Origin of the sequence: Rhodoplanes elegans (assembly GCF_016653355.1) — a bacterium.
Classification (GTDB): Bacteria; Pseudomonadota; Alphaproteobacteria; order Rhizobiales; family Xanthobacteraceae; genus Rhodoplanes; species Rhodoplanes elegans.
This window is the reverse complement of sequence record NZ_NHSK01000247.1, coordinates 1-3126: the sequence shown is the minus strand read 5'-3', so window position 1 is coordinate 3126 and position 3126 is coordinate 1. Positions and strand designations below refer to the sequence as shown.

3 protein-coding genes are annotated in these 3126 nt (G+C 72.4%); all 3 read left to right on the top strand.

Features of this window, described 5'->3' with window-relative positions:
• Nucleotides 1–169: 169 nt before the first annotated feature.
• A complete protein-coding gene (locus CCR97_RS27110) occupies nucleotides 170–1432 on the top strand; it encodes a CobW family GTP-binding protein (RefSeq protein WP_201160053.1) in 1263 nt (420 codons plus the stop codon).
• 7 nt (nucleotides 1433–1439) lie between these two features.
• Nucleotides 1440–2012 carry a DUF924 family protein gene (locus CCR97_RS27105; protein ID WP_111360208.1) on the top strand — a complete coding sequence of 191 codons (573 nt, stop codon included), beginning with the start codon at nucleotides 1440–1442 and terminating at the stop codon, nucleotides 2010–2012.
• A 172-nt stretch (nucleotides 2013–2184) separates the two neighbouring features.
• Complete coding sequence (locus CCR97_RS27100) at nucleotides 2185–2853, top strand: DUF2147 domain-containing protein (protein ID WP_201160052.1); 669 nt, start codon at nucleotides 2185–2187, stop codon at nucleotides 2851–2853.
• The last annotated feature ends 273 nt before the right edge of the window (nucleotides 2854–3126 follow it).

The window sequence follows — 3126 nt, the reverse complement described above, 5'->3', positions numbered from 1 at the left end:
GCCCGGCCGCGACCTCCGGCGACAAGCCGAAGCCGGCGGGCAGCGCGCCGAAATCCGCCGCCGCCGGGTCGGCCGCGGCGCCGGCCAAGCCGGTGGCCGCACGCCCAGTGGCTGCTCCGGGCGCCAAGTCGACCGACGGCACCGAAAAATCCTCCTCCACGCGGACCCAATGACCGAACCTTTCGATCAGCGGATGCGGGGCCCGGTCGCCCCGTTGCCGCTTTCCGTGCTGACCGGCTTCCTCGGTGCCGGCAAGACCACGCTGCTCAACCGCCTCGTGCGCGACCCCGCGCTCGCCGGCACGGCGATGCTGATCAACGAGTTCGGCGAGATCGGCCTCGACCATCTGCTGGTCCGGCCGGTGCGCGACGGCGTCGTGATGCTCTCCACGGGCTGCCTGTGCTGCACGGTGCGGGGCGACCTCGTCACCGCGCTGGAGAGCCTGCTGCGCGACCGCGACAACGGCCGCCTGGCGTTCGATCGCGTGGTGATCGAGACGACCGGGCTCGCCGATCCGGCCCCGATCCTGCACACCCTGATGGTGCACCCGTATCTGGTCATGCGGTTCCGGCTGGACGGCGTGATCACGGTGGTCGACGCCGTCAACGGCGCCGCGACCCTCGACGCGCATCCGGAGGCCGTGAAGCAGGCCGCCGTCGCCGACCGGCTGGTGATCAGCAAGACCGATCTCCTCGACACGGCGGAGCGCCGCGCCGGCTTTTCCCGGCTCGCGGCGCGGCTCGCGACCCTCAACCCGGCGGCGCCGCAGATTCCGGTGGCGGACGCAGCGCCCGCGCGGCTGTTCGACTGCGGCCTCTACGACCCGGCGACCAAGACCGTGGACGTGCGCCGCTGGCTCGCCGCCGAGGCGGTCGAGCCGCCGCACGGCCACCACGACGAGCATCACGACGATCACGATCACGATCACGACGATCACGATCACGACGATGATGCTCACGACGGGCACGGCCACGCGCCGCACGGCCATGCTGCGGGCCGGAACGGCCACGGCCACCATCATCACGGCCATCACGGCCACGACCCGAACCGCCACGACGATCACATCCGGGCCTTCACGCTGTCGACCGACGAGGCGGTGCCGGCCGCCGCCTTCGACATGTTCCTCGAGCTTCTGCGCTCCGTGCACGGGCCGGAGCTGCTGCGCCTCAAGGGCATCGTCAAGCTCGCCGAGCAGCCCGACGCCCCGATGGTGATCCACGGCGTCCAGCACGTCTTCCATCCGCCGGCGCAGCTCGCCGCCTGGCCGGACGACGACCGGCGCACCCGCCTCGTGCTGATCGTCCGCGACATCGCCGAGGCGCGTATCCGCGAGCTGTTCGCCGCCTTCCTGTCGGCGGTCGGGCCGGACCGGCCGGACCGCACCGCCCTGGTGGACAATCCGCTGGTGCCGTTCGGCGGCATCGACCGGTGAGCCGATCATGAGCGCTTCCGATCCCGCCGGCGCCGCCGGCCTGCCGACGCCGACCGAGATCAGCGCGTGGTGGCTCGGGCTCGGGCCGGCGCGCTGGTTCGTCAAGGATCTGGCGCTCGACGACGAGATCCGGCGACGCTTCGGCGCGGCCCATGCGGCCGCGGCCGACGGCCGGCTGGCGGCGTGGGAGGAGACGGCCGACGGCGCGCTGGCGCTGTTGCTCCTGCTCGACCAGTTCCCCCGCAACATGTTTCGCGGGTCGCCGCAGGCCTTCGCGACCGATCCGCAGGCCCTGGCGATCGCCGAGCGGGCGATCGCGCGCGGCTTCGACCGGGCCTTCGACAACCCGGTCAGGCGGTTCTTCTATCTGCCGCACATGCATTCCGAGGCGCTCGCCGACCAGGAGCGCTGCGTCGCGCTGTGCCGGGCGGCCGACGACGCCGAGGGCGTGCACCACGCCGAGGTGCATGCCGACATTATCCGCCGCTTCGGCCGCTTCCCCCATCGCAACCCCTTGCTCGGGCGGCAGACCACGGCCGACGAGCAGGCGTTTCTCGACGCCGGCGGCTTCGCCGGCTGAGCCGGGCCGACCCGGAGTGGCGCGAAAACGGGCCGCGGGCGGCCGCGAAAACCGCCGTGGTGCCAAGGTTTCGTCGATTTTGGCGTGTTGAAGACCCGGGGGACCGACGTTCACACGAACACCGCTTGCACACGAACACCGTGTGCACATGAACACCGTTTGGAGCCGACCGATGATCGACACCACGCGTGCAGGCCGCAGCGGATGGCTGGCTCTCGCCGGACTGCTGCTCGGCGTCGCTCCAGCGCTCGCCGCCGAGCCCGCCGGCCCGACCGGCGAATGGATGGTCGCCGACGGCGTCGCCAAGGTCCGCATCGAGAATTGCGGCAACAAGCTCTGGGGCCTCGTCTCCTGGGAGAAGGAGCCGGGCGGGATCGACCAGTACAATCCGGATCCGGGCAAGCGCGCGCGGCCGACGCTCGGCATGCCGATCCTGCTCGGCATGCAGCAGCAGCAGCCGGGCCGCTGGGATGGCGAGATCTACAACGCCCAGAACGGCAAGACCTACTCGGCCAACATCAGGCTTTCCAGCCCCGACCAGCTCGAGCTGCAGGGCTGCGTGCTCGGCTTCCTGTGCGGCGGCCAGACCTGGACCCGCACCGCGGCGGCGCTGCCGACCCAGAAGCCGGCGAGCGCCAAGCCGGCCACCGCCAAGCCGCCGGCCCGCGGCACCACCGGCCAGGCGGCGCCGGCCGAGGTCGGCGCGTCGAAGAACTTCGAGACCGTCAAGGACGTCTGCACGGCGGTCGCCGACGCCACCGGCCTGCCGGTGGTCGCCGAGCAGCCGCCGGCCCGCCCGGCGGCCCCGGGTGGCGCCAGGCCGGCACCGGCGCCGCGCTGAGGCGCAGCCCCGCCCGCGCAGCGGACGAACGAAACAAAAATGCCCGCCGCGAGGCGGGCATTTTCGTCTTCGTCACCAGCTCTGCTCTCCGGGGTACTCTCAGATTGCGGCGAGCGCGGCGCGACTCCCTCTCCCCAGCGGGGAGAGGGCTGGGGTGAGGGGGAGCCGACGCCGATTGCTTCACCGAGAGGGTGGCACCCCCTCACCCGGGCCTCGCGCTGCCGCGCGAGCCCCGACCTCTCCCCGCCGGGGAGAGGTGAAACGAGGGCGCCG

What these genes read in the sequence shown, in the direction of transcription:
- CCR97_RS27110 (WP_201160053.1), top strand. Translation starts at nt 170, where the DNA reads ATGACCGAACCTTTCGATCAGCGGATGCGGGGCCCGGTCGCCCCGTTG.
- CCR97_RS27105 (WP_111360208.1), top strand. Translation starts at nt 1,440, where the DNA reads ATGAGCGCTTCCGATCCCGCCGGCGCCGCCGGCCTGCCGACGCCGACC.
- CCR97_RS27100 (WP_201160052.1), top strand. Translation starts at nt 2,185, where the DNA reads ATGATCGACACCACGCGTGCAGGCCGCAGCGGATGGCTGGCTCTCGCC.